Origin of the sequence: Streptomyces sp. NBC_01214 (assembly GCF_026340975.1) — a bacterium.
Lineage (GTDB): Bacteria > Actinomycetota > Actinomycetes > Streptomycetales > Streptomycetaceae > Streptomyces.
The window spans coordinates 1,137,631-1,161,034 of the sequence record NZ_JAPEOS010000002.1 but is presented as its reverse complement, the minus strand read 5'-3'; the positions used below and the strand labels follow the sequence as shown (position 1 = coordinate 1,161,034).

Here is a 23,404-nt window from a genome sequence, read left to right as displayed (position 1 = left end):
TGGCTGGAACTATCCGAACAGCCATATGTACTGGCGCAGACTAGGGCTCAGTTGCAGGCCTGGTCACCTCTCTTGACCCATTGCATACCAACTTGGAATCAACAGGTTCAGCCTGGAGGGTGCACAAGGGACATACGGCAGGTTTACCCCGGCCACACCCCCGTAGAGCTGCGGAGTATGGCCGGAACACGGCAAACCGTAGGGGAAATATAAGGCCTCAGCGGTCGATGCGGACCGTCACGCCCGCCAGTTGGTCCTCGACCTGACGGATATCGGCGTCCACCATGATCTGCGCCAGCTCGGCCACCAGGACCGTCGGCTTCCAGCCAAGCAGGTCATGAGCCTTGGACGCGTCGCCGATGAGGGCGTCGACCTCGCTCGGGCGCTCGTACTTGGGGTCGTAGCGCACGTGCTCGGTCCAGTCGAGACCGGCGTGCGTGAAGGAGGACTCGACGAACTCGCGGACGGTCGCCGCCACCCCGGTGGCGACGACGTAGTCGGTGGGCTCGTCCTGCTGGAGCATCCGCCACATGGCGTCCACGTACTCGGGGGCGTAGCCCCAGTCGCGCACCGCGTCGAGGTTGCCGAGGTAGAGGTGGTCCTGGAGACCGGCCTTGATGCGGGCCACCGCGCGGGTGATCTTGCGGGTCACGAAGGTCTCGCCGCGGCGCGGGGACTCGTGGTTGAAGAGGATCCCGTTGACGGCGAACATGTCGTACGCCTCGCGGTAGTTCACCGTGGTCCAGTACGCGAACACCTTCGCGGCGCCGTACGGGCTGCGCGGGTGGAACGGGGTGGCCTCGTTCTGCGGGGGCGGGGTGGCGCCGAACATCTCGGAGGACGAGGCCTGGTAGATGCGGGTGTCGACACCGCTGGCCCGGATGGCCTCGAGCAGTCGCAGCGCGCCGAGGCCGGTCACGTCGCCCGTGTAGAGCGGGGCGTCGAAGGAGACGCGGACGTGGGACTGGGCGCCGAGGTTGTAGACCTCGTCGGGGCGTATGTCGCGGAGCAGGTTCACGAGGGCGACGCCGTCGGAGAGGTCGGCGTGGTGCAGGACGAAGGACCGGTTGGCGGTCTGCGGGTCCTGGTAGATGTGGTCGACCCGCTCCGTGTTGAAGCTGGAGGACCGCCGCACCAGCCCGTGCACCGTGTAGCCCTTGGAGAGCAGGAGTTCGGCGAGGTACGAGCCGTCCTGTCCGGTGACTCCGGTGATCAGTGCGGTCTTGCCCATGGGGTCCCCTTGCTGGTTGTTTCTGTCGGTCGTGGTGAGGCGGTGCCTCGAGGTGGGTGCGGAGCCGGGCCCTGCGGGGCGGCGCGCGGAAGGGTCGGGTCGCGGGCAGGGGGCTGGATGCGTACCGTACACGGCCGCCCCGGCCGCCCCTTGCGGGGCGCCCGCCGTCTCGTGGTCCTGACGCCGCCCGGCACGCCCCCGGTTCCGGAGCCGGCCGAGATCCCGACCGACCCGACGGCCGGGTGCCGGCCGTCGGCCGCTGCTGGCACCGTTTGGCCCGCCGGATGCGGGTCGACGACGGGTTCTGGGCCGCGGGGCGTGTCCCGCGCGGCCGGGCGCGCGCCGGCCGCCTGGACCGTGAGGTCCGCCGCGGTCGGGGCCGCGCCGGTGGCGCGGGCTCGGGCCGTGGACCCCTGCGGCCCCCGCGGCAGCGGACTGGCATCATCGGCGGTATGACAAGTTCGCTGCCGCTCCTGCCCCCGAACGCCCGCGTCTTCGTCGCGGGCCACCGCGGCCTCGTGGGGTCCGCGGTCGCCCGGCGGCTCACCGCCGACGGCCACGAGGTGCTCACCCGGGGCCGCGCCGACCTCGACCTGCGCGACGCCGCCGCAACCGCCGCGTACCTGAGGGACGTCCGCCCGGACGCCGTGGTGCTGGCCGCCGCCAAGGTCGGCGGGATCATGGCCAACAGCACGTACCCGGTGCAGTTCTTGGAGGAGAACCTGCAGATCCAGCTCAGCGTGATCGGCGGCGCCCACGCCGCCGGCGTGGGCCGGCTGCTGTTCCTGGGCTCGTCCTGCATCTACCCCAAGCTGGCCCCGCAGCCGATCCACGAGGACGCCCTGCTGACCGGCCCGCTGGAGCCGACCAACGAGGCCTACGCCCTCGCCAAGATCGCCGGCATCGTCCAGGTCCAGTCCTACCGCAAGCAGTACGGGGCCTCGTACATCTCCGCCATGCCGACGAACCTCTACGGCCCGGGCGACAACTTCGACCTGGAGTCCTCGCACGTCCTGCCGGCCCTCGTCCGGCGCTTCCACGAGGCCGCCGCCGAAGGCCGTGACGAGGTCACGCTGTGGGGCTCGGGCACCCCGCGCCGGGAGTTCCTGCACGTGGACGACCTGGCCGCGGCCTGCGCCGTGCTGCTGAACACCTACGACGGCGACGAGCCCGTCAACATCGGCTGCGGCGAGGACCTGACCATCAAGGAGCTGGCCGAGACGGTCGCCGAGGTGACCGGCTTCCGCGGGCGGCTCGCCTGGGACACGTCCAAGCCGGACGGGACCCCGCGCAAGCTGCTGGACGTGAGCCGCCTGACGTCGCTCGGATGGAAGCCCGGCATCCCGCTGCGGGACGGCATCGCCGCCACGTACCAGTGGTGGCGCGAGCAGAGCTGATCGCACAGGCGGCCCAGGCCCCTCAGTACGCTCCGCGACCGTCTACGACGGCGCGGAGCGTGCGGCCCATGACGTCGACGTCGCTGGTGAAGGACCAGTTGTCGACGTACTGCAGGTCGAGTTGGATGGTTTCGTCCCAGGACAGGTCGGACCTCCCGCTGATCTGCCACAGTCCCGTCATCCCGGGCCGTACGGTGAGCCGGCGCAGCTCGACCTCGTCGTACTTCGCCACCTCCTCCGGAAGCGGCGGGCGCGGGCCGACCAGCGACATGTTGCCGATCAGTACGTTGATCAGCTGCGGGAGCTCGTCCAGCGAAGTGCGGCGCAACAGCCGGCCCACCCGGGTGACCCGGGGGTCGCGGCGCATCTTGAACATCAGGCCGTCGTTCTCGTTGGACCCGGACAGCTCGGCCTTCAGGGCGTCGGCGTCCACGACCATCGTGCGGAACTTCCACATGACGAACGGGACCCCGTCGCGACCGATCCGCCGCTGACGGTAGAAGGCCGGACCGCGCGAGCCGAACCGTATGGCCAGGACGATCCCCAGGAAGAACGGGGAGAGCAGCAGCAGTCCGGCCGCGGCGCCGACCCGGTCCAGGGCCGACTTGAGCAGGGTCTGCACCCCGCGACTGACGGGCGGCGCGACGCGCAGCACCGCGAGCCCGCCCGCGGACAGGGTCTCCAGCCGCTTGACGGACACCTCCACCAGACCGGGGAAGACGGCGAGTTCGAGGCCCGCGTCGTGCAGGGCCCAGGCGATCCGGCGCAGCCGCTCCCCCGTGATCCGCACGCCGGGGGCCACGAGCACCAGGTCGGCGTGGTGGCTGGCGACGGCGCCGAGCACGGCCGCCGAGTCGCCGTTCGGGGTCTCGGCGGCGCCTCCGTCGAGCCGCGCCGCCACGGGTACGCCGCTGGCGAGGGGCCCGGCACCGACCGGGACCACGCCGACGACGACGTACGGGTGGTCGGTGCGGGCGGCGAGGTGCGCGATGACGTCCTCGGCCGCGTCGGGCTCGCCGACGACCAGGACCCGGCTGACGGCTTGGGCCTCGCGGCGGGCGGCCGAGAGGTGGCGGTAGGTCAGTTTGTGGACGGCGACGGTGATGAGCAGGGCGGGCAGCAGGGCCCCGAGGGCGGACAGTCGGGGGGTGGCCTCTTCGGTCACCACGCGCGCCACGGCCAGCACGCCGATCAGAATCAGCCAGTCGTGCAGGACGGGCAGGACACCGCGGGACTCGCCGAGCGCCCGGGTCGCGTAGCGCCGGCGCAGCGCCTGGACCCCGGTCCACGCCACGGCGGCGGCCAGGGCGCAGTAGACGGGTCGGACCTGCTGCGCGGCGTCGAAAACGAGCCCTACCGGGATGGCGGCGCCGAGGAAATCGGCGGCGATGGCGGCCGGGCGGTACCAACGGGCCTTGTCCCCGAGGCGCCGTGCGGGCGCAAGGGACTCCCGGGCCGCTCGGGCCACTCTTTGCGCAGGAATATGGACATGCCTCATGGGCCCCCCTGGCACGTGGTCTATGACAGTGGCGGGTGCCCATCGCTTCCCCTGGCAACGAACATCTGCCGCACCGGGAAACAGTACGACAAACACCCGTACGGTAAATGCCGTTTGGGTCAACGCAGCCCCTTGTTGCGCAAGTGTTAGCAAGCGGTATCAGGCATTCCGCATGCTGGATGGCCTGGTGAAGCACATGAAGGTGAATGGTCCGGATACCGGATACGTATCTTCGAACAACGAACCTTTTCCGGCCAACCTTTTGACGCGGCCCTGACATCTGCCGTCGTGAGTGGCAATCTTCGACCGTTCATCGCACCAGCCCTGCTCTGCCCGGAGGCCCACCCAGCCATCCGGAACCCCCCTTGCAGAAGGAGTCTGCGTTGAGGTCCACCCCCCAGAGGCGTGCCACCGCGGCCGGCGCTCTCGTTGCTGCGGCAGCCCTGCTCGCCGTCGGCATCCAGACCGGCACCGCAACCGCCGACGCCACCGCGTCACAGGCACCCACGGCCTCCCAGCCCAACCCGGGCGCGGCCAACCGCGCACTCAGCGCCTCGGAGCGTGCGACGCTCCTGGCCGAGGCCAACTCGACCACCGTGCAGGCCGCCAAGGCGCTCGGCCTCGGCAGCGGCGAGAAGCTCGTCGTCCGCGACGTGGTCCAGGACGCGGACGGCACCACGCACACGACCTACGAGCGCACCTACGACGGACTCCCGGTCCTCGGTGGTGACCTCACCGTCCACGCCAAGGACGGCGTCACCAAGAGCGTGACCAAGGCGACCAACCACGAGATCAAGGTCGCCGACACCAGCGCCACCGTCACCCCGGCGGCCGCCGAGAGCCAGGCCGTCTCCGCCGCGAACGCCGAGGGCTCCAAGGAGGCCAAGGCCTCCAAGGGCGCCCGCAAGGTGATCTGGGCGGCCGAAGGCGCGCCGGTCCTCGCGTTCGAGACCGTCGTCGGCGGCCTCCAGCACGACGGCACGCCGAACGAGCTCCACGTGGTGACCAACGCCAAGACCGGCGCCAAGATCACCGAGTGGCAGGCCATCGAGACCGGCACCGGCAACACGATGTACAGCGGCCAGGTGACCCTCGGGACCACCCAGTCGGGCAGCACCTGGAACCTGACCGACGCCGCGCGCGGCAACCACAAGACGTACAACCTGAACCGTGGCACCGGCTCCGGCACCGGCACGCTGTTCTCCGGCCCGGACGACACCTGGGGCAACAACCTGCCGTCCAACCTGGAGACGGCCGGCGCGGACGCGCACTACGGCGCCGCCGTCACGTGGGACTACTACAAGAACGTGCACGGCCGCAACGGCCTGCGCAACGACGGCGTGGCCCCGTACACCCGGGTCCACTACGGCAACGCCTACGTCAACGCGTTCTGGAGCGACTCCTGCTTCTGCATGACGTACGGCGACGGCGAGGGCAACAACAAGCCGCTCACCTCCACCGACGTGGCCGCGCACGAGATGACCCACGGTCTGACCTCGGTCACCGGCAACATGACCTACAGCGGTGAGCCCGGCGGTCTGAACGAGGCGACCTCCGACATCATGGCGGCGGCCGTCGAGTTCTACGCCAACAACCCGCAGGACGTCGGCGACTACCTGGTCGGCGAGAAGATCGACATCAACGGCGACGGCACCCCGCTGCGCTACATGGACAAGCCGAGCAAGGACGGCTCGTCCAAGGACAGCTGGTACTCGGGCCTCGGCGGCATCGACGTCCACTACTCCTCGGGCCCGGCCAACCACTGGTACTACCTGGCTTCCGAGGGCTCGGGCGCCAAGGTCATCAACGGCGTGAGCTACAACTCGCCGACCGCGGACGGCCTGCCCGTCACCGCGATCGGCCGGGACGCCGCCTCGAAGATCTGGTTCCGCGCGCTGACGGTCGGCTACTTCAAGTCGAACACCAACTACGCCGACGCCCGCGTCCAGACCCTGAAGGCCGCCGCCGACCTCTACGGCCAGGGCTCGACGATCTACAACAACGTCGCCAACGCATGGGCCGGCGTCGCCGTCGGATCCCGCATCTCCAACGGCGTCACGGTCACCCCGATCGCCAACCAGAACACCGTCACGGGCAGCGCCGTGAGCCTGCAGGTCCAGGCCACGAGCACGAACCCGGGTGCGCTGAGCTACGCGGCGACCGGCCTGCCGGCCGGCCTGTCGATCAACTCCTCCAACGGCCTGATCTCGGGCACGGCCTCCACCGCGGGCACGTCCAACGTGACCGTCACGGTGACCGACTCGCAGAACCAGACCGGTACCGCGGCGTTCACCTGGACGGTCGGCACCACGCAGCCGAGCGTCTTCGAGAACACCACGGACTACCAGATCGCGGACAACGCGACCGTCGAGTCCCCGATCAACGTGACGCGCACGGGCAACGCCCCGAGCGCCCTCAAGGTGGACGTGAACATCGTCCACACCTACGTCGGTGACCTGGTGGTCGACCTGGTCGCCCCCGACGGCAGCGTCTACAACCTGCGCAACCGCACCGGCGGCAGCGCGGACAACATCGTCCAGCAGTTCACCGTGAACGCCTCCTCCGAGGTCGCCAACGGCACCTGGAAGCTCCGTGTCAGGGACGCCGCCAGCCTGGACACCGGCTACATCAACAGCTGGAAGCTCACCTTCTGACCCCACCGGGGCAGGGTGAACGACGGCTGAGCAGATAGACCACGGGGCCGCCCGGGAGGATTCCTCCCCGGGCGGCCCTGTTCCATTGCGTACGTCAGCCCAGCGTGCGGAAGATGGCGGTGAGGAGGTCTTCCTCCTCGTCTTCCTCGTCGTCGCGGTTCTGGTTCTGGTCGCTCTGGTCGCTCTGGTCGTCGCGCGACTGGTCGTCCCGGCCCGGCCAGGTGCCGGTGCCGCCGTTCCCACCGGTGCCGCCGGTGCTCCCGTTGTCGCCGGTACCGCCGTTGCCGCCGGTGCTCCCGTTGTCGCCGGTGCCGCCGGTGTTGCCGGTGTTGCCGGTGCTGCCGTCGGTCAGGTCCTGGTCGGCCTCGTCGTCCCGGGGCCGGTCGTCCCGGCCCGGCCAGGTGCCGTTCCCACCGTTCCCACCGGTGCCGCCGTTCCCGCCGGTCACCGCGTCCTGCTCGGTCACCGGCTTGAAGTAGACGGAGACGACCTCCACCCGCTTCGCCTTCTCCCCCGGCTTCAGCACCTTCTCCGCCTCGCCGTCACAGCTGCGGTTGTCGAAGAGCACCGCCAGCGACTCGGTCTCGTTGCGCACCTCGATGGCGGGCTCGTCGCGGGAGGTGCGCGTCAGCAGGTAGCAGGTGTCGTTGTCGGCGGGTCGGATCTGGCCCCTTCTCTCGGATCCGGCCGCGTCCAGGTACTGGTAGTGCAGCGTGCCGAGGGCGCGTTCGCCGTGGTCATCGGCCACCGACGGGCCGGCGGTGGGCAGGGCGAGCGCGAGAGCGCCGACGAACACGGCGGCGGTCGAGCGAAGACGCATGGGGGGAGTCCGTTCCTCGGGTTCCGCGGATACCGGTCCGGTGGCATCCTCGGGCAGCGTAGGAGCGGGGCACTCCGCAAAAACGTTTCGGCAGACCCGGCGCGAGCGTGGTTCACCCATGAGGCCGGGCGGCGCGCACCGACGGCGCACCGCCCGGCCCCCGCGAGGTCAGCGCAGGAGCACCCCGCCCCCGGCGTCCGTCTCCACCGGGGCCGCGACCAGGCCCAGTTCCGCGGGGGTCGCCAGCAGCGGGTGTGCGGGCAAGATGCGCACCGTGTAGCCGAAGGCTCCCGTACGGTCGAGGGCGAGCGGGCCCTCGTACACCCAACGACCCTCCAGATCGGGCCCCGCGGCCGGCTTGAGCGGGAAGCTCCGCCCGTCCCGGATCACGTCCTGCGGGTCCACCCGGCCCGCGAAGGCCTGTACCTCCACGTCCTCGGGGGTGAGGGCGTCCAGCGCCACCTGCACGCGCAGGGTGAGGGTGGCACCCAGTTCGGCGGTGCCGCCCACCGGAGCCGCGGCCAGCGTCTCCACGTGCTCGACGGAGACCCGCGGCCAGGCCGCCCGGGCCCGCCCCTTCCACCAGGCGAGGTCACGGGCCGCCCCGGCGTCCAGGGCCCGGTGCGCGAGCGCGGCCGGGGTGTAGAGCCGCTCCACGTACTCCCGGACCATCCGCCCGGCGAGCACCTTCGGCCCCAGCGAGACGAGCGTGCGCCGGACCATCTCGATCCACCGCACCGGGAGTCCGCTGCGCCCGGCCCGGTCGTAGAACCGGGGCGCGACCCGGTTCTCGATCAGCTCGTAGAGGGCGCTCGCCTCCAGGTGGTCGCGCCGGTCCTCGTCCGCGCCGAGCCCGTCGGCGGTCGGGATGGCCCAGCCGAAGTCCGGCTCGAACCACTCGTCCCACCAGCCGTCCAGCACGGACAGGTTGAGGCAGCCGTTCAGCGCGGCCTTCATCCCGCTCGTGCCGCACGCCTCCAGGGGCCGCAGCGGGTTGTTCAGCCAGACGTCGCAGCCCGGGTAGAGCTTCTGCGCCATGGCCATGCCGTAGTCGGGCAGGAAGACGATCCGGTGCCGGACCCGCGGGTCATCCGCGAAGCGGACCAGTTCCTGCACGAGCCGCTTCCCGCCGTCGTCGGCCGGGTGCGCCTTGCCCGCCACCACGATCTGCACCGGCCGCTCCGGGTCCAGCAGCAGCCTGCGCAGCCGGTCCGGGTCGCGCAGCATCAGCGTCAGTCGCTTGTACGAGGGCACGCGCCGGGCGAAGCCGATGGTCAGCACGTCGGGGTCGAGCACGGAGTCGACCCAGCCCAGCTCGGCCGCGGCGGCCCCGCGCTGGCGCCACGAGGCGCGCAGCCGGTCCCGTACCTCCTGCACCAGTTGCTCGCGCAGCACCCGCCGCAGGTCCCACACGTCCTGGTCCGGGATCTCGGCGACCGCGTCCCAGCGCGGGGAGCCGCCGACCGACAGGGCGTCCTCGGTACGGCCCGCGCCGATCTGCCGGGCACCGAGCCGGACCACCTCGGGAGCCACCCAGGTGGGGGCGTGCACCCCGTTGGTCACGGAGGTGATGGGCACGTCGACCGGGTCGAAGCCGGGCCACAGCCCGGCGAACATCTCCCGGCTGACCGCGCCGTGCAGGGTGGACACCCCGTTGGCCCGCTGGGCCAGGCGCAGGCCCATGACGGCCATGTTGAACACGCCGGGGTCGCCGCCGGGGTAGGTCTCGGCGCCCAGTTCCAGGATCCGCTCGACCGGTACGCCGGACAGCTCCCCGCCCTCCCCGAAGTGCCGGGCGACCAGGGCCCGCTCGAAGCGGTCGATCCCGGCCGGGACGGGGGTGTGCGTGGTGAACACGGTTCCGGCGCGCACCGCCTCGACGGCGGCGTCGAAGCCGAGGCCCTGCTCCCGCTCCAGTTCCCTTATGCGTTCGAGCCCGAGGAAGCCGGCGTGCCCCTCGTTGGTGTGGAAGACCTCGGGATCGGGGTGGCCGGTGATCCGGCAGTACGCGCGCACCGCGCGCACGCCGCCGATGCCGAGCAACATCTCCTGGAGCAGCCGGTGGTCGCTGCCGCCGCCGTAGAGCCGGTCGGTCACCTCGCGGGCCGCGGCGTCGTTGTCCTCGACGTCGGAGTCCAGGAGCAGCAGCGGTACGCGGCCGACGCGGGCCTGCCAGACGTGGGCCTGCAGGGTGCGTCCGCCGGGCAGGGTCAGGCAGACGCGGGCGGGGGTGCCGTCGTCCTGGCGGAGCAGGCCGAGCGGGAGTTCGTTGGGGTCGAGGACGGGATAGTGCTCCTGCTGCCAGCCGTCGCGGGAGAGCGACTGGCGGAAGTAGCCGTGGCGGTAGAGCAGGCCCACCCCGATGAGCGGGACGCCGAGGTCGCTGGCGGCCTTCAGGTGGTCCCCGGCGAGGATGCCGAGGCCGCCGGAGTACTGCGGTAGGGCGGCGGTGATGCCGAATTCGGGGGAGAAGTAGGCGATGGCGGCCGGCAGTTCCGCGCCGTTCTCCTGGCTCTGGTACCACCTCCCGCCGTTCACGTAGTCATCGAGGTCGGCCGCGGCGACGGCGAGCCGGCGCAGGAAGCGGCGGTCCGCGGCCAGTTCGGCGAGCCGGGTCGCGGAGACCGCGCCGAGCAGCCGGACGGGATCGCCGCCGGCGGCCTGCCAGCCCTCGGGGTCGACGGATTGGAAGAGTTCACGGGTCTCGGAATGCCACGACCAGCGCAGGTTGCGCGCGAGCTCGGTCAGCTGTAGCAGGGGTTCCGGGAGGACGGGGCGCACGGTGAATCGACGGATAGCCTTCACGTGTTCCACCTTCGCAGGGGATTACGGATCGGAGCGGCCGCACCACGCTGTGCACCCGCGCATCACCCCGGGAAGGCTAGCGGCGCCCGTGCGTTCCGGCCATGGGCCCTCGGGCGGGGCCCGTCGGCCCGTACGGGACCGGTCCTCCTCCAACAGGTCGTCCGGATACGGCCGCAGCACCTCCGGCTGGGCAGCGGGGTCCAACTGCGCGCCGATCAATGCGGGTGGCGCCCGCGCGTCCATGTGGCAGTGTCCCCCGTATGGACGACGAGGTGGGTGCGGCGCGGGACAGCCTAAAAGGGCTGGTGCTCGGGGACGCCTTCGGGCAGAGCTGGTTCGTACGGGACGCCGAGGCCGGTGCGCGGTGGCTGGCCGGGCGCGAGCTGCGTCCGGGGCCGTGGACGTGGACGGACGACGGGGCGATGGGGCTCGTGCTGCACGCGCACCTGGTCCGGTACGGGGAGGTGCGCCCGGCGGAGCTGGCCGCGGCCTTCGCCGCCGAGTACGCGCGGGACGCGTACCGGCAGTACGGGGCCTCGATGCACGAGGTGCTGGAGCGGATCGGGGCCGGGGAGGACTGGCGGGCCGTCACCGGCGGGCAGTTCGGCGGCCAGGGCTCGTGGGGCAACGGGGCGGCGATGCGGGTGGCTCCGCTCGGGGCCTTCTTCCACGGGGACATGGACGCGGTGGTCGAGCAGGCGCGCCGTTCGGCGTTGGCCACGCACGCGCACCCGGAGGCGGTGGCGGGTGCGGTCGCCGTGGCGGTGGCGGCGGCGCTGGCGGCCGCGGGCCGGGGCGGTCCGGCGCCGCGGCGCCCGGAGTTCCTGCGGGAGGTCGCCGATCGGGTGCCGCCGGGGCAGGTGCGGGACCTGCTGCTGACGGCGGCCGCGCTGCCGGCCGCGGCGACCGTGCGGGAGGCCGCGGAGCTGCTCGGTTCGGGCTGGCGGATCTCGGCGCCGGACACGGTGCCGTTCGCGCTGTGGTGCGCCGCCGGGCAGCCGGACGACGTGGCCGAGGCGCTGTGGCGCACGCTGGAGGGCTGGGGCGACCGCGACACCACGTGCGCGATCGTCGGCGGTGTGGTGGCCGCCCGCGCGGGCCTGTCGGGCGTTCCGGCCGACTGGTGGTCGCGGGCCGAACCGGCCCGGATCCCCGACGGAGCCGCGTAGCGGCCTGCGCCCGGCCTAGGCGCGGGCGCGCCGTTCGGTGGGGCTGGTGCCGTACGCCTCGCGGAAGGCGCGGCTGAAGACGGCGGCGCTGCTGAAGCCCCAGCGGGCGGCGATGGCGTGGATGGGCCGGTCGAGCAGTTCGGGCCGGGCGAGGTCGGCGTGGCAGTGTTCCAGCCTGCGTCGGCGGATGGTGGCCGCGACGCCCTCCCCCCGCTCGTGGAACATCAGGTGCAGCCGGCGCACCGAGATGTGGTGGCGGTCGGCAACGGACTGCGGGGTCAGTGCCGGGTCGCCGAGGTTGTGGTCGATGAAGGTGTCGATCCGTTCCAGCAGTGCGCGGGGGCCCGGACCGGCCCCGGGTTCGTCTCCGGTGCGCCCGCCCGCGCCCTCGTGCTGCTCGGCCAGGCAGGCGGCGATCAGGTCGGCCGCGACCCGTCCCAGCCGGTCCAGATCCCTGGGCGCGCATTCGGCTCCGTGCGCTCCCAGGGTGTTCAGGAACCGGCCGACGATCGCCCCCATGCCCGTCTCGCCGGAGATCCGCTGCGCGAGCAGCCGCTGCGCCTCGTCGATCGGCACGGGTGACGCGCTCCCGGGCAGCCGGACCGCGACCGTCGTCTTCGACCGCATCGTTCAATACCCCCGAATCACCGGTCACTCGCGCCTCTCGGCAGGACGGGCCATTGTCTCCCGGCGCGGCCCTCGCCGGCCCTCCGGGCGGGGCTCGCGGGACCCGTGGGGCAGGTGGTTCCCGCGCCGCCCGCGCCCGGGCACCGCAGCGCGTCCGCCCCTACGTCACCTAGTTCCGGCCGACTTGACGGAGAGCCGGCGGATGTCGACCCGGGCCTTGGTATCGGCCGTGCCACTACGTACGAGTAGTTAACCGAGCGCGCGGATTGGGCGGAGCGAGAGTGGGAAGGGCTCCCCGGGTACACGTTCGTACACGCACGGCGCACCCGCCCACAAACCCTCTCCCCGCCACCCGAGTGAACGCGGACAGGAGCGGCCATGCCCGCAGCCCAGCCGTCCACTGAGCGGCTAGAAACAGAGCGAACAGAGCGTGCACTACCAGCCGTGCTCACGGCTGGCCTGTTGTCACCGAGCCCCGCGAACTGCCCCCAGGTGATCCCATCATGATCGGTCGCATTCCCGTGCTGGACGTCCGCCCCGCCGTCGACTGCGGCGCCAGACCCGCAAAGGCGGTCGTGGACGAGGTCTTCGAGATCTCCGCCACCGTGTTCCGCGAAGGACACGACGCCGTCGCCGCCCACCTCGTCCTGCGTGATCCGGGCGGGCGGCTGCGGGTCCCCGTGCCGTTGAGCGAACTCGCCCCCGGTACCGACCGGTGGGGGGCCAAGGTCTCCGTCGAGGTCGAGGGGAGGTGGACGTACACCGTCGAGGCGTGGAGCGATCCGGTGGCCACTTGGCGGGCCCATGCCGCGATCAAGATTCCCGCCGGGATCGACACCGGGCTGATGCTGTGGGAGGGCGCGGAGCTCTACGAGCGGGCCGGGGCCCGGATCCCCAAGCGCGACGGGCGCGAAGCCGTCCTGGCCGCCGCCGCGACCATGCGCGACGAGGACCTGCCCGTCGCCGAACGCTACGGGGCCGCCCTCGACCCGGCCGTGGACGCCGCGTTCGCCAGGCGCCCGTACCGGGAGCTGGTCACCGCCTCCAAGCCCCTGCCGCTGCTGGTGGAGCGCAAGCGGGCCCTCTTCGGCTCCTGGTACGAGATGTTCCCGCGCTCCGAGGGAGCGGTGCTGGAGCCCGGCGAGGCCCCGGTCAGCGGGACCTTCCGGACCGCCGCCGAACGGCTGCCCGCGATCGCGGCGATGGGTTTCGACGTGGTCTACCTGCCGCCCATCCACCCGATCGGGTCCACTTATCGCAAGGGTCCGAACAACACTCTTTCTGCTGGAAGTTGGGACCCGGGGGTGCCGTGGGCCATCGGCTCCACCGAGGGCGGGCACGACGCGGTCCACCCGGAGCTCGGCACCATCGAGGACTTCGACGCCTTCGTCGGGCGCGCGCGCGAACTGGGCATGGAGATCGCGCTGGACTTCGCCCTCCAGTGCTCCCCCGACCACCCGTGGGTGGAGAAGAACCCGCAGTGGTTCCGCCACCGGGCCGACGGGACGATCGCGTACGCCGAGAACCCGCCGAAGAAGTACCAGGACATCTATCCGATCCACTTCGACACCGACATGGCCGGCATCGTCGAGGAGACCTGCCGGATCCTGCGGCACTGGATGGACCACGGGGTGCGCATCTTCCGGGTCGACAACCCGCACACCAAGCCGGTCGTCTTCTGGCAGAAGGTGATCGCGGACATCAACAAGTCCGACCCGGACGTGATCTTCCTGGCCGAGGCGTTCACCCGGCCCGCGATGATGCGGGCGCTGGCCGCCGTCGGCTTCCAGCAGTCGTACACGTACTTCACGTGGCGCAACACCAAGGCCGAGCTGACCGAATACCTGACCGAGCTGGCGGACACCCCCTCCGCCTCGGTCATGCGGCCGAACTTCTTCGTCAACACGCCGGACATCCTGCACGAGTACCTACAGCACGGCGGCCGTCCCGCCTTCGAGGTACGGGCCGTGCTGGCCGCCACCCTCTCGCCCGCCTGGGGGGTCTACGCCGGCTACGAGCTCTGCGAGAACACCCCGGTGCGCGAGGGCAGCGAGGAGTACCAGAACTCCGAGAAGTACGAGTTCCGGCCGCGCGACTGGGCCGCCGCCGACCGCGAGGGCCGCACCATCGCCCCGCTGATCACCGCCCTGAACCGGCTGCGCCGCCGCAACCCCGCGCTCCAGCAGTTGCGCGACATCCACTTCCACTCGACCGACAACGAACAGGTGATCGCCTATTCGAAGCACGCCGGACCCAATTCCGTACTGGTGGTCGTCAACCTCGATCCGCACCACACCCAGGAGGCGACAGTGTCGTTGGACATGCCGGTACTCGGCCTCGACTGGCACGGGTCCCTCGCGGTGCGCGACGAGCTCACCGGCGAGACCTATCACTGGGGCAGGGCGAACTACGTGCGCCTAGAGCCGGGCCGCACGCCCGCGCACGTACTGGCCGCTCTGCGACCGTCCCCGCCCACCGGAGGGTCACCCACCACATGATGATCAACGATCCCGTCCACGACACCTTCGAGGACACCCCCGCCAAGGACCGCGATCCCGACTGGTTCAAGCGGGCGGTGTTCTACGAGGTCCTCGTCCGCTCCTTCCACGACAGCAACGGCGACGGCGTCGGGGACCTCAAGGGGCTCACCAGCAAACTGGACTACCTCCAGTGGCTCGGTGTCGACTGCCTCTGGCTGCCGCCGTTCTTCGCCTCCCCCCTGCGCGACGGGGGTTACGACGTCGCCGACTACACCTCCGTGCTGCCCGAATTCGGCGACCTCGCCGACTTCGTGGAGTTCGTGGACGCCGCACACACCCGCGGCATGCGGGTGATCATCGACTTCGTCATGAACCACACCAGCGATCAGCACGAGTGGTTCCAGCAGTCGCGCAAGGACCCGGACGGCCCGTACGGCGACTACTACATGTGGGCCGACAACGACAAGCAGTACCAGGACGCCCGCATCATCTTCGTCGACACCGAGACCTCCAACTGGACGTACGACCCCGTACGCAAGCAGTACTACTGGCACAGATTCTTCTCCCACCAGCCGGACCTCAACTACGAGAACCCGGCCGTAGTGGAGGAGATCGTCTCCGCCCTGCGCTTCTGGCTCGACCTCGGCATCGACGGGTTCCGTCTCGACGCCGTGCCCTACCTGTACGCCGAGGAGGGCACCAACTGCGAGAACCTGCCCCGCACCCACCAGCTCCTCAAGCGGGTCCGGGCCGAGATCGACGCGCACTACCCGGACACCGTGCTGCTTGCCGAGGCCAACCAGTGGCCCGAGGACGTCGTCGACTACTTCGGCGACTACGAGAAGGGCGGGGACGAGTGCCACATGGCCTTCCACTTCCCCGTCATGCCGCGCATCTTCATGGCCGTGCGAAGAGAGTCCCGCTACCCGGTCTCCGAAATCCTGGCCAAGACCCCGGCGATCCCGGACCGCTGCCAGTGGGGCATCTTCCTGCGCAACCACGACGAGCTCACCCTCGAAATGGTCACGGACGAAGAGCGTGACTACATGTACGCCGAGTACGCCAAGGACCCGCGGATGCGGGCCAACATCGGCATCCGGCGCCGGCTCGCCCCCCTCCTGGACAACGACCGCAACCAGATGGAGCTGTTCACGGCCCTGCTGCTGTCGCTGCCCGGCTCGCCGGTGCTCTACTACGGCGACGAGATCGGCATGGGCGACAACATCTGGCTGGGCGACCGCGACGGCGTCCGCACGCCGATGCAGTGGACCCCGGACCGCAACGCCGGTTTCTCCTCGTGCGATCCGGGCAGGCTGAACCTGCCGGTCATCATGGATCCCGTCTACGGGTACCGGGTCACCAACGTCGAGGCCGCGATGTCCTCGCCCTCCTCGCTGCTGCACTGGACCCGTCGGCTGATCGAGGTCCGCAAGGCGAACCCGGCCTTCGGACTCGGCTCGTACACCGAACTGCCGTCGTCGAACCCGGCGGTGCTCGCGTTCCTGCGCGAACACGGGGACGACCTGGTGCTGTGCGTGCACAACTTCTCGCGCTTCGCGCAGCCCACCGAGCTCGATCTGCGGTCGTTCAACGGACGGGTCCCGGTGGAACTCACGGGTGACGTGCGCTTCCCGCCGATCGGCGAGTGGCCGTACCTGCTGACCCTGGCGGGCCACGGCTTCTACTGGTTCCGGCTGCGGAAGGAACAGCGCGTCGAGCGACGCGCCACGTAGCCGGGAGCCGGTCCAGGGCCGGGTGAGCCGAAGGAGCGCGACCTGTGGGTCAGGTTCAAGGCGCTCCGGAGGCGAACCGAGCCTTCGCACAAGGGGGCGGGCAGCTCGAACGGGTCAATCGCCCGCCCCTGTACGGACCATCCTGACCCGACACTCGCACATGCCGGAGAAGCAACTGCCGCGCATCCGGGACACTCTGCGCATTCTGTGACGGCCCGGGGAAAGGACGCGACGCCATGTCGGAGGCTGCATCCGCCCGGAGCCGGCTGACGGCCGACCGGGCCGCCGGGATCGCTCCACTGGAGCCGATGCTGAAGGCCTGGCTGCCCGCACAGCGCTGGTTCGCGGGCAAGGGCCGCACCATCAGCAGGCTCAGGACCGTCTCGGCGGCCGAACTGCTGCCGCCGGGATCCACCCCCGGACTGCTGCACCTGCTCCTCGACGTCGACGGGGACTGCTACCAACTGCTGCTGGGCATCCGCCCGTCCCTGCCGCCCGCCCTCGCGCCCACCCTGATCGGCCATGCCGAGGACGGACCGTACGCGGGCCGGGCGGTCTACGAGGCGCTGGGCGATCCCCGGCTCGCAGCCATGCTGCTGGAACGGCTGCGCTCCCCCGGGGCCCTCGGCCCGCTGCGCTTCGACCGGGACCCGGCCACGCCGATCCCGGCGGGTCTCACCCCCCGGCCGCTGTCCGGTGAACAGACCAACTCCTCGCTGATTTACGGAGATTCGTTCATCCTGAAGGTGTTCCGCCGGGTCGGCCCCGGGGTCAATCCGGACCTGGAGCTGCCCAGGGCGCTGGCCGCCGCCGGCTGCACCCGGGTCCCGGCCCCCGTCGCCTGGTACGAGGCCGAGCCGCCCGGCAGCGAACCGCTGACGCTGGGCGTGCTCCAGCCGTACCTGCGCGGTTCCGACGACGGTTGGCAGCTCGCGCTGCGCCGGCTCGACGTCGGGGCCGACTTCACCGCCGAGGCGCACGCGCTCGGTCGGGCCACCGCCGAGGTGCACAGCGCGCTGGCCGCGGCGCTGCCCACGGTCGCGCTCGGCCCGGAGCAGACCGCCCGGCTCGCGGCGGGGATGACGGCCCGGCTGGCCGCCACCGCGCGGGAGGTACCGGCGCTGCGGCCCTACGAGGCGGGGCTGCGGGGCGCCTTCGACGCGTTGGCGGCCTCCCGGGGGGCGGGGGTGCCCGCCCAGCGGATCCACGGGGACCTCCATTTGGGTCAGACCCTGCGCACCCTCGACGGCAGCTGGTCGTTGATCGACTTCGAGGGCGAGCCGGCCCGGCCCCTGGCCGACCGGCGCCGTCCCGAACCGGCGGTGCGCGACATCGCCGGGATACTGCGCTCCTTCGACTACGCCGCCCGCTCGCACCGGCCGTTCGCCCCCGCCTGGGCGGACGACTGCCGGGCCGCCTTCTGCGAGGGCTACGCCCGCACCACCGGTCGGGACCCCCGCGAGGACCCCGTACTGCTGCGCGCGTACGAGACCGACAAGGCGGTGTACGAGGCCCGGTACGAGTCCCGGCACCGCCCCGACTGGCTGCACGTCCCGATGGCCGCGATCCGGCGGCTCTCGGAGCCCGTACGGCCCGCCCACCGCGTGCCGCCGACCCCGTCCGCCCCCGGCTCCATCTCCCCCCACCCCCACCCCCGCCCGAAGCCCCCGAGGAGGCCGCTCGCGTGAGCGCCGCACGACAGCCGTCACCGACCGTCCGCGAGGAAGCCGCACCCGTCCCGGCGGCGGCGAAGAAGGCCCGGACGCCCCGGGCCCGCCGCGCCGCCCCTCCGCACGGCGTCCGGCCGGCGCCCGCACTGGCCGCCGACGAACGGGCCCGGCTGCTGGAGGGCCGCCACCACGATCCGCACGCGGTGCTCGGGGCCCGTACCCAGCGGGGCGGGGTGGCCTTCCGGGTGCTGCGCCCCCACGCCAAGGCGGTCACGATCGTCGCCAAGGGGCTGCGGGCCGAGCTCTTCGACGACGGCGACGGACTGTTCTCGGGGCTGCTGCCGCTGACCGGCGTGCCGGAGTACCGGCTGCTGGTCACGTACGACAGCGACGAGATCGAGGTCCACGACCCCTACCGGTTCCTGCCCGCCCTCGGCGAGCTGGACCTGCACCTGATCGGCGAGGGCCGCCACGAGCAGCTGTGGAAGGCGCTCGGTGCCGAGCCGATGGAGCACCAGGGGGTGGCCGGGACCCGCTTCACGGTATGGGCGCCGAACGCCCAGGGGGTCCGGGTCACCGGGGACTTCTCGTACTGGGACTCCGTCGCCTACCCGATGCGCTCGTTGGGCTCGACGGGGGTGTGGGAGCTGTTCCTGCCCGGGGTGGGCGTCGGAACGCTCTACAAGTACGACATCACCCGCCCGGACGGCAGCCACACCCTGCGCGCCGACCCGATGGCCCGGTCGGCGGAGGTCCCCCCGGCGAACGCCTCGGTGGTCACCTCGTCCCGGTACGAGTGGCAGGACGCGGCGTGGATGGCCGGGCGCGGCGCCCGACCCCCGCACCAGGCCCCCTTCTCGGTGTACGAGCTGCACCTGGCGTCCTGGCGGCCCGGGCTGTCCTACCGGCAGCTCGCCGAGCAGCTCCCCGCGTACGTCAAGGATCTGGGCTTCACGCACGTGGAGCTGATGCCGGTCGCCGAGCACCCCTTCGGCGGCTCGTGGGGGTACCAGGTCACCGGCTTCTACGCGCCGACCTCGCGGATGGGCACCCCGGACGACTTCCGCTTCCTCGTGGACGCGCTGCACCGGGCCGGGATCGGGGTGATCGTCGACTGGGTGCCGGCGCACTTCCCGCGCGACGACTGGGCCCTCGCGGAGTTCGACGGGCGGCCGCTGTACGAGCACCAGGACCCGCGGCGGGCCGCGCACCCGGACTGGGGGACGCTGGAGTTCGACTACGGCCGCAAGGAGGTCCGCAACTTCCTCGTCGCCAACGCCGTGTACTGGTGCGAGGAGTTCCACGTGGACGGCCTGCGCGTGGACGCGGTGGCCTCGATGCTCTACCTCGACTACTCGCGCAAGGAGGGCGAGTGGTCGCCCAACGAGCACGGCGGGCGGGAGAACCTGGACGCGGTCGGCTTCCTCCAGGAGATGAACGCGACGGTGTACCGGCGCTGCCCGGGGGTCGTGACGATCGCGGAGGAGTCCACGGCCTGGACGGGGGTGACCCGGCCGACGGACTCGGGCGGGCTCGGCTTCGGCCTGAAGTGGAACATGGGCTGGATGCACGACACCCTGCGCTACATGTCGAAGGAGCCGGTGCACCGCAAGTACCACCACCACGACATGACCTTCGGGATGATCTACGCCTTCAGCGAGAACTACGTGCTGCCGATCTCGCACGACGAGGTGGTGCACGGCAAGGCCTCGCTGGTGTCCAAGATGCCCGGGGACGACTGGTGGCAGAAGCGGGCCGCGCACCGGGCCTACTTGGGCTTCATGTGGGCCCATCCGGGCAAGCAACTGCTCTTCATGGGGCAGGAGTTCGCCCAGGGGTCGGAGTGGTCGGAGGTGTACGGGCCGGACTGGTGGGTGCTGGACGACTCCTATGCGGCGGCCGGCGACCACCGGGGCGTACGGAACCTGGTGCGCGACCTGAACCGCACGTACGCGGTGGCGCCCGCCCTGTGGGAGCGGGACACCGTGCCGGAGGGCTTCGCCTGGGTGGAGGCGGACGCCGCGGAGGACAACGTCTTCGCGTTCCTGCGGTACGCGCAGGACGGCTCGCAGCTCCTGGCGGTGTCGAACTTCTCGCCCGTGGTCCGGCACGGCTACCGGCTCGGGGTGCCCGAGGAGGTGCCGCTGTGGCAGGAGGTGCTCAACACCGACCTGGAGGTCTACGGCGGCAGCGGCATCCACCACACGCAGCCGATGCGGCCGGAGCCGGTGCCGGCGCAGGGCCGACCCGCGAGCCTGCGCATGACCCTCCCGCCGCTGGCGACGGTCTGGTTCCGGCCACAGGGCTGATGCGGCGGGGCTCAGGCCGTGGCGAGCTGCTCCTCCAGCTCCTGGAGGAGCCGGCGCTTGGCCCGGGCCCCGACGATCTGCTGGACGGGCTCGCCGTCACGGAAGACGAGCAGGGTCGGCATGGACAGCACCCCGTACCGGGTGACGGCCCCGGGGTTGCTGTCCGCGTCGATCTGCACGACCTTGAGCCGGTCGGCCTCCTCGGCCGCGATCGAGGAGAGGACGGGGGCGAGCTGGCGGCAGGGGCCGCACCAGTCCGCCGTGAACTCCACGAGGACGGGCCGTCCCCGCTCCCCGAGCACCTCGGCCTCGAAATCCGCGTCGGTCACCTGTGCCACGCCGTGGGCCTTCATGCCACCGTCCCTCTCGTCCGTCCGGTCGTTCATCCGGTCATCTCGCACTTCGGCACGGCCGCTTCGCCGGCCGCCCGTTCCGCGTCGGCCAACTGCCGCCCGAGCTGCTCGCGCACGTCGGCCAGCTGGCCGATCAGGCCGTCCAGCTCGGCGAGCTTGCGCCGGTAGACGGCGAGCGAGGCGGGGCAGGAGTCCCCGGCCGGGTGGCCGGCCCGCAGGCAGTCCACGAAGGGCCGGGTCTCCTCCAGTTCGAAGCCGAAGTCCTGGAGCGTGCGGATCTGGCTCAGCAGCCGCAGGTCGTCCTCGTCGTAGGTCCGGTAGCCGTTTCCGGCCCGCCGCGCGGGGAGCAGCCCGCGCGACTCGTAGTACCTGAGCGTCCGGGTGCTGGTCCCCGCCCGCTCCGCCAGTTCGCCGATGCGCATGGGACGACCGTATTCCTTGACGCCGACGTCAAGGCAAGGGAAGGAAGGGAAGGGAGAAACGGGGGGGCGGGGCCCTCGCCACCCCCGTGGGCGAGGGCCCCTGAAAAGGATCACGCAGGAAATCGCCGATCGGTTCACATTGTGCGAAGAGTGTGAGAGGTATTGCATCGACGGACGTTGGCTGGAACCGTACACACGGAAAAAATCTTCCGGCTCACCGATTACCGGACAGTCGCCCGGAAACCCGACGAAAGGCCTTAACTTCATAGGACGTTCCTACGAGGTATGGGCTTGTTTGTTTGGTCTGTAGGCGCCACAGCCTGGCCACTTCTACGGTGTGCGGTGTGCACTCCAGCCCACCTTTCAATGCCCCCGCCGCGCGTCGCCTGCGCGCGGCCCTGGGCATGGCTCCCGGACATGTCGCCTACGGCCTGCGCGCCCAGTACGGACTCGTCGTCGCGCCCGAGACCGTGATGGCCTGGGAGCGCGGCGAGATATCACCTTCCTCCGCCGAGCTCACGGCGCTCGCGGGCGTCCTGTGGTGTGCGCCCGGCGAACTGCTCGCCGAACCGGTCACCCTGCGGGAGCACCGGGTCGCCCGGGGGCTCGCAGCGGACGACCTGGCCCGTCGGATCGGCCTGGAAACGGGCTCGTACCAGAAGATGGAGGACACCGGGCGCTGGAAGGGCAACGAACGGCAGTCCGCCGCCCTGGCCACGGTGCTGGGTCTGACGCTGGCCCAGTTCGTGACGGCGACCGGCAAGCACGAGGAACTCGCCGACCTGCTGCGCAGTGCGGTGACCACGCGCTGGCAGGCGTACGTGAAGCCGCTGGGCAAGCTGCTGCCGATCCCCAAGCACCACCTGGAGACGGTGCTGGAGCGGCTGCACGGCGACTACCAGTCGCGGATGGTGGCGACGCTCAGCTGGGGCGGCGGCCAGGGCGAGGCCGGCAGCGGGGACGCGGGCCGGGAGTTCCTCGCCGAGATCGTGGACCGGTTCTGGCACCTCGCGGGCGGTGCGGCGTAGGACGAGCGCCCCGGGGTCGCAGGTCCCGCCCGGGTCGTGGTCAGAAGACCGATTCGGCCTCGTACATGCGCTCCTCGGGGACGGTCTTCAGCTCGGTGACCGCCTCGGCGAGCGGGGCCATCACGACGTCGGTGCCGCGCAGGGCGGTCATGTTGCCGAATGCGCCGCGGTGGACGGCCTCGACGGCGTGCCAGCCGAACCGGGTCGCGAGCACCCGGTCGTACGCGGTCGGGGTGCCGCCGCGCTGGACGTGGCCGAGGATGACCGGGCGGGCCTCCTTGCCGAGGCGGTGCTCCAGTTCGATCGCGAGGCGGTTGCCGATGCCGGCGAAGCGCTCGTGACCGTACTGGTCGATCGCGCCCTTCTCGTACGGCATGGAGCCCTCGGCCGGGTGTGCGCCCTCGGCCACGCAGATCACGGCGAACTTCTTGCCGCGGGCGAATCGCTCTTCGACCATCTTCACCAGGGCGTCCACCTCGAAGGGGCGCTCCGGCAGGCAGATGCCGTGCGCACCGCCGGCCATGCCGGACTCCAGCGCGATCCAGCCCGCGTGGCGGCCCATGACCTCGACGACCATCACGCGCTGGTGCGATTCGGCGGTGGTCTTGAGGCGGTCGATGGCCTCGGTGGCGACCATGACGGCGGTGTCGAAACCGAAGGTGCGGTCGGTGGAGGAGATGTCGTTGTCGATGGTCTTCGGTACGCCGACGACCGGCATCCCGGCGTCCGACAGCATCCGGGAGGCGGTCAGGGTGCCTTCGCCGCCGATCGGGATGAGGGCGTCGATGCCGTAGCGCGTCGCCAGCTCCTGGGCGTTCTCGGCGGCTTCGTGGAGACGGGCGCGTTCCATGCGCGCCGAACCGAGGATCGTGCCGCCGCGGGCGAGGATGCCACTGACGGCATTGATGTCGAGGGGGCGGAAGTGACCGTCGAGGAGACCTTTGAAGCCGTCCTCGAAACCGATGACCTCATCTCCGTGCCCTACCAGGGCGCGGTGTACGACCGACCGGATGACAGCGTTGAGGCCCGGACAGTCGCCGCCTGCGGTGAGAACTCCGATACGCATCGTGCCGTGTCTCCTGCCGTACATATGAAGGGCGTAATGGTGCAGCCCGTCCGATTGTTCCACGGGCCCGGGACGCCGCACGTTTTCGGCGACCGCGCCCCGAAGGTCCTGCGGCCCTCCCGGCCAGGCCTTTTCCCCGGGG

The 23,404-nt window shown here is 71.3% G+C and carries 16 protein-coding genes; 8 read left to right on the top strand and 8 right to left on the bottom strand.

Annotated elements, in window-relative coordinates; translation table 11 throughout:
* Positions 1-217 precede the first annotated feature (217 nt).
* Positions 218-1,231 carry a GDP-mannose 4,6-dehydratase gene (gmd, locus tag OG594_RS30270; RefSeq protein ID WP_266605102.1) on the bottom strand — a complete coding sequence of 338 codons (1,014 nt, stop codon included), beginning with the start codon at positions 1,229-1,231 and terminating at the stop codon, positions 218-220.
* Between the two features lie 452 nt (positions 1,232-1,683).
* On the opposite strand from gmd, the gene OG594_RS30265 reads away from it, so the two are divergent.
* Positions 1,684-2,628 (top strand): GDP-L-fucose synthase, encoded by a 945-nt coding sequence (locus tag OG594_RS30265; RefSeq protein WP_266605100.1) that lies wholly within the window; start codon positions 1,684-1,686, stop codon positions 2,626-2,628.
* A 22-nt stretch (positions 2,629-2,650) separates the two neighbouring features.
* Here the strand turns inward: OG594_RS30265 and OG594_RS30260 are convergent, their stop codons facing one another.
* A complete protein-coding gene (locus tag OG594_RS30260) occupies positions 2,651-4,126 on the bottom strand; it encodes a sugar transferase (protein ID WP_266605098.1) in 1,476 nt (491 codons plus the stop codon).
* Positions 4,127-4,509: 383 nt separating this feature from the next.
* Here OG594_RS30260 and OG594_RS30255 point away from each other — a divergent pair, with 383 nt between their 5' ends.
* On the top strand, positions 4,510-6,780 hold the full coding sequence (locus OG594_RS30255) for a M4 family metallopeptidase (RefSeq protein WP_266605095.1): 2,271 nt from the start codon (positions 4,510-4,512) through the stop codon (positions 6,778-6,780).
* Between the two features lie 94 nt (positions 6,781-6,874).
* On the opposite strand, the gene OG594_RS30250 is transcribed toward OG594_RS30255, so the two are convergent.
* Together OG594_RS30250 and glgP are read right to left on the bottom strand one after the other, a co-directional pair.
* Positions 6,875-7,600, bottom strand: a complete 726-nt coding sequence (locus OG594_RS30250) for a hypothetical protein (protein ID WP_266605093.1) — start codon at positions 7,598-7,600, stop codon at positions 6,875-6,877.
* 168 nt (positions 7,601-7,768) lie between these two features.
* Positions 7,769-10,405 carry an alpha-glucan family phosphorylase gene (glgP, locus tag OG594_RS30245; RefSeq protein ID WP_266605091.1) on the bottom strand — a complete coding sequence of 879 codons (2,637 nt, stop codon included), beginning with the start codon at positions 10,403-10,405 and terminating at the stop codon, positions 7,769-7,771.
* Between the two features lie 260 nt (positions 10,406-10,665).
* Between glgP and OG594_RS30240 the strand changes: the two genes are divergently transcribed.
* Positions 10,666-11,574: an ADP-ribosylglycohydrolase family protein gene (locus OG594_RS30240; RefSeq protein ID WP_266605089.1), complete on the top strand. Its 909-nt coding sequence runs from the start codon at positions 10,666-10,668 to the stop codon at positions 11,572-11,574.
* Positions 11,575-11,589: 15 nt separating this feature from the next.
* Here the strand turns inward: OG594_RS30240 and OG594_RS30235 are convergent, their stop codons facing one another.
* Positions 11,590-12,201 (bottom strand): helix-turn-helix domain-containing protein, encoded by a 612-nt coding sequence (locus OG594_RS30235; protein ID WP_266605088.1) that lies wholly within the window; start codon positions 12,199-12,201, stop codon positions 11,590-11,592.
* A gap of 503 nt (positions 12,202-12,704) precedes the next feature.
* Between OG594_RS30235 and OG594_RS30230 the strand changes: the two genes are divergently transcribed.
* The 4 genes from OG594_RS30230 (at position 12,705) to glgB (ending at position 20,393) form a co-directional block, all read left to right on the top strand.
* On the top strand, positions 12,705-14,699 hold the full coding sequence (locus OG594_RS30230) for an alpha-1,4-glucan--maltose-1-phosphate maltosyltransferase (protein ID WP_266605086.1): 1,995 nt from the start codon (positions 12,705-12,707) through the stop codon (positions 14,697-14,699).
* Positions 14,696-16,414 (top strand): maltose alpha-D-glucosyltransferase, encoded by a 1,719-nt coding sequence (gene treS / locus OG594_RS30225; protein ID WP_266605084.1) that lies wholly within the window; start codon positions 14,696-14,698, stop codon positions 16,412-16,414. Before OG594_RS30230 ends, treS begins: the two co-directional genes overlap by 4 nt.
* 236 nt (positions 16,415-16,650) lie before the next feature.
* Positions 16,651-18,102 (top strand): maltokinase, encoded by a 1,452-nt coding sequence (locus tag OG594_RS30220; protein ID WP_323185350.1) that lies wholly within the window; start codon positions 16,651-16,653, stop codon positions 18,100-18,102.
* The gene (gene glgB, locus OG594_RS30215; RefSeq protein ID WP_323185349.1) at positions 18,099-20,393 is read left to right on the top strand and encodes a 1,4-alpha-glucan branching enzyme; all 2,295 of its coding nucleotides are present in this window, start codon (positions 18,099-18,101) and stop codon (positions 20,391-20,393) included. The genes OG594_RS30220 and glgB overlap by 4 nt, the downstream gene beginning before the upstream one ends.
* 11 nt (positions 20,394-20,404) lie before the next feature.
* Here the strand turns inward: glgB and OG594_RS30210 are convergent, their stop codons facing one another.
* Positions 20,405-20,779, bottom strand: a complete 375-nt coding sequence (locus tag OG594_RS30210; RefSeq protein ID WP_323185348.1) for a thioredoxin domain-containing protein — start codon at positions 20,777-20,779, stop codon at positions 20,405-20,407.
* Positions 20,776-21,168 carry a MerR family transcriptional regulator gene (locus OG594_RS30205; RefSeq protein ID WP_266605082.1) on the bottom strand — a complete coding sequence of 131 codons (393 nt, stop codon included), beginning with the start codon at positions 21,166-21,168 and terminating at the stop codon, positions 20,776-20,778. Before OG594_RS30205 ends, OG594_RS30210 begins: the two co-directional genes overlap by 4 nt.
* Positions 21,169-21,503: 335 nt before the next feature.
* Between OG594_RS30205 and OG594_RS30200 the strand changes: the two genes are divergently transcribed.
* Positions 21,504-22,196 (top strand): helix-turn-helix domain-containing protein, encoded by a 693-nt coding sequence (locus tag OG594_RS30200; RefSeq protein WP_266605080.1) that lies wholly within the window; start codon positions 21,504-21,506, stop codon positions 22,194-22,196.
* A 40-nt stretch (positions 22,197-22,236) separates the two neighbouring features.
* On the opposite strand, the gene OG594_RS30195 is transcribed toward OG594_RS30200, so the two are convergent.
* Positions 22,237-23,262 (bottom strand): ATP-dependent 6-phosphofructokinase, encoded by a 1,026-nt coding sequence (locus tag OG594_RS30195; RefSeq protein ID WP_266605078.1) that lies wholly within the window; start codon positions 23,260-23,262, stop codon positions 22,237-22,239.
* Positions 23,263-23,404: the final 142 nt, after the last annotated feature.

Bases quoted from the DNA above. Each gene is read 5' to 3' on its own strand.
- gmd (WP_266605102.1), bottom strand. From the start codon at position 1,231: ATGGGCAAGACCGCACTGATCACCGGAGTCACCGGACAGGACGGCTCG.
- OG594_RS30265 (WP_266605100.1), top strand. From the start codon at position 1,684: ATGACAAGTTCGCTGCCGCTCCTGCCCCCGAACGCCCGCGTCTTCGTC.
- OG594_RS30260 (WP_266605098.1), bottom strand. From the start codon at position 4,126: ATGAGGCATGTCCATATTCCTGCGCAAAGAGTGGCCCGAGCGGCCCGG.
- OG594_RS30250 (WP_266605093.1), bottom strand. From the start codon at position 7,600: ATGCGTCTTCGCTCGACCGCCGCCGTGTTCGTCGGCGCTCTCGCGCTC.
- OG594_RS30240 (WP_266605089.1), top strand. From the start codon at position 10,666: ATGGACGACGAGGTGGGTGCGGCGCGGGACAGCCTAAAAGGGCTGGTG.
- OG594_RS30235 (WP_266605088.1), bottom strand. From the start codon at position 12,201: ATGCGGTCGAAGACGACGGTCGCGGTCCGGCTGCCCGGGAGCGCGTCA.
- OG594_RS30230 (WP_266605086.1), top strand. From the start codon at position 12,705: ATGATCGGTCGCATTCCCGTGCTGGACGTCCGCCCCGCCGTCGACTGC.
- treS (WP_266605084.1), top strand. From the start codon at position 14,696: ATGATGATCAACGATCCCGTCCACGACACCTTCGAGGACACCCCCGCC.
- OG594_RS30220 (WP_323185350.1), top strand. From the start codon at position 16,651: ATGTCGGAGGCTGCATCCGCCCGGAGCCGGCTGACGGCCGACCGGGCC.
- OG594_RS30210 (WP_323185348.1), bottom strand. From the start codon at position 20,779: ATGAACGACCGGACGGACGAGAGGGACGGTGGCATGAAGGCCCACGGC.
- OG594_RS30205 (WP_266605082.1), bottom strand. From the start codon at position 21,168: ATGCGCATCGGCGAACTGGCGGAGCGGGCGGGGACCAGCACCCGGACG.
- OG594_RS30195 (WP_266605078.1), bottom strand. From the start codon at position 23,262: ATGCGTATCGGAGTTCTCACCGCAGGCGGCGACTGTCCGGGCCTCAAC.